Below are 5,565 nucleotides of genomic sequence, written 5' to 3' on the forward strand. Positions count from 1 at the left end.
CCTCGGCATCCTGTTCGGAGCGGCCGAGGTCGTCACCGTCGCCTTCGCCGACGAGAACGGCCGGAAGTCCGCCGCCGGTTTCCTGCTGGCGATCTGGGCCTTCGGCAGCCTCGTGGCCGGGGTCGTGTCCGGGGCCATCGTCTGGCGACACGGACCGCTCGTTCGGTTGCGCGTGGGCGCCTTCGGCATGCTCCTGGCCATGGCTCCCCTGCCGCTGGTGCCGTCCATCCCGGTGATGGGCGTCGTGCTGCTCGTCGGCGGCTTCGCGATCTCGCCGACCCTGATCGCCACCATGTCGCTCGCCGAGCAGGTGCTGCCGCCTGCCCGGCTCACCGAGGGCATGGCCATCATCGGCACCGGGCTCGCCGCGGGACTGGCTCCCGGAGCTGCGATCGCGGGGGTGCTCATCGACGCCGAGGGCGCCTCGCCGGCGTACCTCGTCTGCGGCGTCGGCGGCGCGCTCGCCCTGCTCGGCGCCCTGGCCACCCGGGTTCCGGCTACGGTGCCGTCCCATGAAGACGCGTCACCGGACCCCTCCGAGCACCTGGCATAACTGGTCCGGCCTCGAGTCGGCCTCCGGGCTGCAGGTGATCACACCCGACGATGCCGAAGAGGTCCGCACCGCCGTCGTCGAGGCGCGCACGGCCGGCCGGACCGTCAAGGCTGCCGGCACCGGGCACAGCTTCACGGCGATCGCGAAGCCCGCGCACGTCCAGCTCCTGCCCGACCGGATGCGCGGCATCCTCGAGGTCGATCGCGTCGCCATGACCGTCACCGCGCTCGCCGGCACCCAGCTGAAGGTGTTCAACGCCGAGCTGGAACGCCTCGGGCTGAGCCTGCACAACATGGGCGACATCGCCGAGCAGACCCTGGCGGGGGCGATCTCGACCGGCACGCACGGCACGGGAGGGCGGGCCTCGGGCCTGGCCGCCCAGGTGGTCGGACTGGAGCTCGTGACGGGCACGGGCGAGATCCTGCGGGCCTCGGCCTCGGAGAATGCGGACGTGCTCGACCTGGCGCGGGTGGGCCTCGGTGCGCTCGGCGTGCTGACCGCCATCACCTTCGCGGTGGAGCCGCTCTTCGTGCTCCGCGCCGAGGAGAGGCCGATGTCGTGGGAGGAGGGCATGGCCGGCTTCGACGACCTGACGGCGGCGAGCGACCACGTCGACATGTACTGGTTCCCGCACGCGGACCGGCTGCTCACCAAGAGCTACACCCGCAGCGGCACCGACCTCTCGGTCGCCGAACCACTGCCCCGCTGGCGGTCGTGGGTCGACGACGACCTGCTCGCCAACACCGTCTTCGGAGCCCAGACCGCCGCGCTCAACCGGGCACCGCGAGCCATCCCCGCCGCCAACAGGTTCGCGGCGCGGATGATCGGGGCGCGGACCTACTCGGACCTCGCGCACCGGGTCTTCACGACCGAGCGGCGCGTGGTCTTCCGCGAGATGGAGTACGCCGTGCCCCGCGAGGCCGGCCTGGTCGCATTGAGCGAGTGCCGGGCCGCCTTCGAGCGGTCCGGGCTCTCGGTGTCGTTCCCGGTCGAGATCCGGGTGGCGCCGGCGGACGACGTACCCCTGTCGACGTCGTACGGACGCGACTCGTTCTACCTGGCCTTCCACACCCACCACCGGGCCGACCACGAGGCCTACTTCACGCTCATGGAGTCGGTCATGCGCGACCACGGCGGCCGGCCGCACTGGGGCAAGCTGCACTCCCTGGACGCGGACGACCTCGCGCCGCTCTACCCCCGCTTCGGTGACTTCCTCGCGCTGCGCGAACGACTCGACCCGGACCGGGTGTTCACCAACCCGTACCTCGACCGCGTCCTCGGCGCCTGACCGGAATTGGTCAGGCGTGGGTACGACGAAGGCCTGTCCCTGCTCGTCCGGCAAGGGGTACGACGCCTGCTGCCGCCCGTTCCACCGGGGCGCTGCGTCGCCGGCGACCGCCGAGGAACTGATGCGCTCGCGGTACTCCGCGTTCGTGGTCGGCGACGCCGGCTGCGTCGGGTACCTGCTGGCGACCTGGCACCCGGCCACCCGTCCCGCGTCGCTCGAGCTCGACGACGCACTGCGCTGGACCGGGCTCGAGGTCCTCGCGACCGACGCCGGCGGGCCGACGGATCGACGCGGCGTGGTCGAGTTCCGGGCCGGCTACCTCCGTGACGGCGTGGCGGGCGACCTGCACGAGACCAGCCGGTTCCGGCGGGACAACGAGGGCTGGCAGTACGTCCGCGGCCGGGCCATCTGGTCGTGAGCTGGTCGTGAGCTGGCCGTGAGCTGGTCGTGACCGCTGATTCGGCGGGCAACTGCCCCGGCAAAATGTCGACACGTCGCCACACGCCGGGGCCGCAACCCGATCCGGGGGTTCCCCGGGCGTAGGCTCGTCCGAACCGGAGCACCACCCCGGCACCAGGCAGGACTCCCCCAGGCAGACAACCGAGGACACGATGGCGGACAAGGCGGACCAGGCCGGCAACGGCTCGTCCCGACTTGATCTCGCCGGCATCAGTCCCGACCGTCAGCGCCTGCTGCTGGTGGACGACCAGGGCGCCGAGTTCACCCTCGACATCACGCCCGACCTCCGCGCTGCGGTGCGCGGTGAGACCACCCGTCTCGGCCAGTTGGAGATCAAGATGAGCAGCAGCATCCGTCCCCGCGAGATCCAGATCCGCATCCGCGCAGGCGAGTCCGCGGAGACCGTCGCCCAGGCGGCCGGGACCACGGTCGACGCGATCATGCCCTACATCGCGCCGGTCCTCGCCGAGCGCGAGCACGTGGCCGAGCGTGCGCAGAAGGCGTCGATCCGTCGTACTCCGGGCGAGACGACGGCCCACACGCAGAGCCGGGTCCTCGGCGACGCCGTGGCCGCGCAGCTGCGCGCCATCGGTGCCGACCCGACCGGCGTCACGTGGGACGCGTACCGCCGTGAGACCGGACGCTGGGTACTCACCGGCACCTACACGTCCGGGGAGCGCAACGGCACCGCCCGCTTCACCTACGACGCGCCCGGCAACTACGTCCTCACCGACAACGACGACGCCCGCTGGCTCATCGGCGAGGTGCTCGAGGCCCCCGCCGTGCCCGCAGCGCGCGACGAGCTGCGCCAGGTGCGCGAGCGCCGGCTCACCTCGGTGCCGGCCGAGGAGCTCCCCCTCGGCGGCGACCTGGGCGCCACCCTGCCGCTCGGCGACGACGCCCTGGACCTGGTCACCCGCGAGGCCACCGAGCCCGCTGGGCCCGAGGTCGACGTCCCCGCTGCCGCCGTCGAGTACGACGAGCCGATCCGGGCGACGGCCGACCAGCCGCTGGTTGCCGACTCCGGTCCCACCGAGGCCGAGCGTGAGGCCGAGGCTGCCCGCCACCGCCGGGCCGTGCAGAAGAAGCGCGGCCGTGCATCGGTGCCGAGCTGGGACGAGATCATGTTCGGTGGTTCCGATCAGGCGTAGTCCGTGGTTGCGGACGGCTACTCAGGAGTAGCCTGCGCCCATGGCTTATTTCGTCACCGGCGCGACCGGTTTCATCGGTCGCCACCTCGTCGCTGACCTGCTCGACCGTCGCGAGGGGCCGATCTACGTACTCGTCCGCCCGTCCTCCCTCAAGAAGATGGAGGCGTTGGTCCGCCAGTCGGGTTCCACCCGGGTCCGCCCGGTGCTCGGTGACCTGAGCAAGCCCGACCTCGGCGTCGATCCGGAGTGGATCAGCGAGCACGTCGGCTCGATCAAGCACTTCTTCCACCTCGCGGCGATCTACGACATCACCGCCGACGACGCGACGAACGACGCCATGAACATCGACGGCACTCGTCACGCGCTCGGCCTGGCCGAGAAGCTGGAGGCCGGCTGCTTCCACCAGGTGTCCTCGGTCGCCGCGGCCGGCGACTACCACGGCCGGTTCGACGAGACGATGTTCGAGGAGGGCCAGCCGTTCCCGTCGCCGTACCACCGGACGAAGTACGCCTCCGAGAAGCTGGTCCGCGACGAGGCGAAGATCCCGTGGCGGATCTACCGACCCGCGATCGTGGTCGGCCATTCCGAGACCGGCGCGATGGACAAGATCGACGGCCCGTACTACCTGTTCCCGCTGATCAAGCGGCTGCGCGACAACCTGCCGGCATGGCTGCCGCTGGTCGGCGTCGACCTCGGTGACACCAACATCGTGCCCGTCGACTACGTCGCCAAGGCGATGGACCACCTCGCCCACCTCCCCGACCGCGACGGCGAGGCGTTCCACCTGGTCTACCCCGAGCCCCAGCCGGTGGCCGAGATGATCAACGCCTTCTGTACGGCGGCCGGTGCGCCCCGGTTCGCGACGCCGATCGACCGCAGCGTCACGAGCGCGGGTCCCCTCGGGCTGATCCCCCGCCAGCTGCGCCCGAGCAACATGATCAAGGCCGTGGTCCGCTCGGCTCCCGGCCAGATGGCACTGGACCAGACCATCGGTCGCCTCGGGCTGCCCGCCGAGGCCCTGGCCCACACGTCGTTCCCGTCGGTGTTCGACTCGCGGATCACCGAGAAGGCGCTCGCCGGATCCGGCATCAGCGTGCCGCCGCTCGAGACCTACGCCCGGGCGCTGTGGGCGCACTGGGAGGAGAACCTCGACGACACCCTCGCGCGCGACACGAAGGCCATCGCAGCGCTCAAGGACAAGTACGTCGTCATCACGGGTGCTTCCTCGGGCATCGGCAAGGTCGTGGCGTTCAAGGTCGCCCAGGCCGGCGGCATCCCGGTGCTGGTCGCCCGCGGCAAGGAGAAGCTCGAGGACATCAAGTCCGCGATCGAGGTCCGCGGCGGCCAGGCCCACGTGTTCCCCTGCGACCTGTCCGACCTCGAGGCCATCGACCGGTTGTGCGAGCAGCTGGTGCGCGACCTGCCCAGCGTCGACTTCGTCATCAACAACGCCGGCCGGTCGATCCGGCGCTCGCTGAAGCTGTCGCAGGACCGCTTCCACGACTTCGAGCGCACGATGCAGCTGAACTACTTCGGCGCGATCCGGCTGCTGATCGGCCTGATGCCGCAGCTGCACACGCAGCGGTCCGGCCACATCGTCAACATCTCCTCGATCGGCGTGCAGACCAACCCGCCGCGGTTCTCGGCCTACGTCGCCTCCAAGGCAGCGCTCGACGCCTGGAGCAACGTCGTGTCCTCCGAGGTCGTCGGCCACGGCATCACCTTCACCAACGTGCACATGCCGCTGGTGCGGACGCCGATGATCGCGCCGACCAAGATGTACGACAAGTTCCCCACCATCTCGCCGTCCCAGGCCGCCGACATCGTGATCCGGGCGATGGTCGAGAAGCCGCACGAGATCAACACGTCGTTCGGCACGGCCGGTGCACTGGCCCACACGCTGGCACCCAAGACCGCGTTCAAGGTGCTCAACCTGGCCTACCAGGTGTTCCCGGACTCCGCTGCGGCGAAGGGCAAGGAGACCACCTCACCGGCCGCTGCGGCAGCCGAGGAGGCTCCGGAGTCGAACCGCCGGGAGACCGAGCAGATGCTGCTCGCCCAGTTGTTCAGGGGCGTGCACTGGTAGCCACGGGTCGGCCGGGATCGGCCACCCA

The 5,565-nt window shown here is 70.9% G+C and carries 5 protein-coding genes; all 5 read left to right on the forward strand.

Translation table 11 applies throughout. The features are described from left to right. Positions 1–553 (forward strand): MFS transporter (locus tag ACOADB_RS15070; protein WP_378600147.1); only part of this gene is annotated, 553 nt, incomplete at its 5' end. Then, complete coding sequence (locus ACOADB_RS15075; protein ID WP_378600149.1) at positions 513–1,841, forward strand: D-arabinono-1,4-lactone oxidase; 1,329 nt, start codon at positions 513–515, stop codon at positions 1,839–1,841. The genes ACOADB_RS15070 and ACOADB_RS15075, both read left to right, overlap by 41 nt. A gap of 16 nt (positions 1,842–1,857) precedes the next feature. Beyond that, the gene (locus tag ACOADB_RS15080) at positions 1,858–2,259 is read left to right on the forward strand and encodes a YchJ family protein (RefSeq protein ID WP_378600152.1); all 402 of its coding nucleotides are present in this window, start codon (positions 1,858–1,860) and stop codon (positions 2,257–2,259) included. Positions 2,260–2,452: 193 nt separating this feature from the next. Continuing rightward, complete coding sequence (gene sepH, locus ACOADB_RS15085; RefSeq protein ID WP_378600154.1) at positions 2,453–3,451, forward strand: septation protein SepH; 999 nt, start codon at positions 2,453–2,455, stop codon at positions 3,449–3,451. Between the two features lie 40 nt (positions 3,452–3,491). Next, positions 3,492–5,537, forward strand: coding sequence for an SDR family oxidoreductase (locus tag ACOADB_RS15090; RefSeq protein ID WP_378600157.1), 2,046 nt, complete (start codon positions 3,492–3,494; stop codon positions 5,535–5,537). Positions 5,538–5,565 lie beyond the last annotated feature (28 nt).

Origin of the sequence: Nocardioides sp. CPCC 206348 (assembly GCF_048654705.1) — a bacterium.
Classification (GTDB): Bacteria; Actinomycetota; Actinomycetes; order Propionibacteriales; family Nocardioidaceae; genus Nocardioides.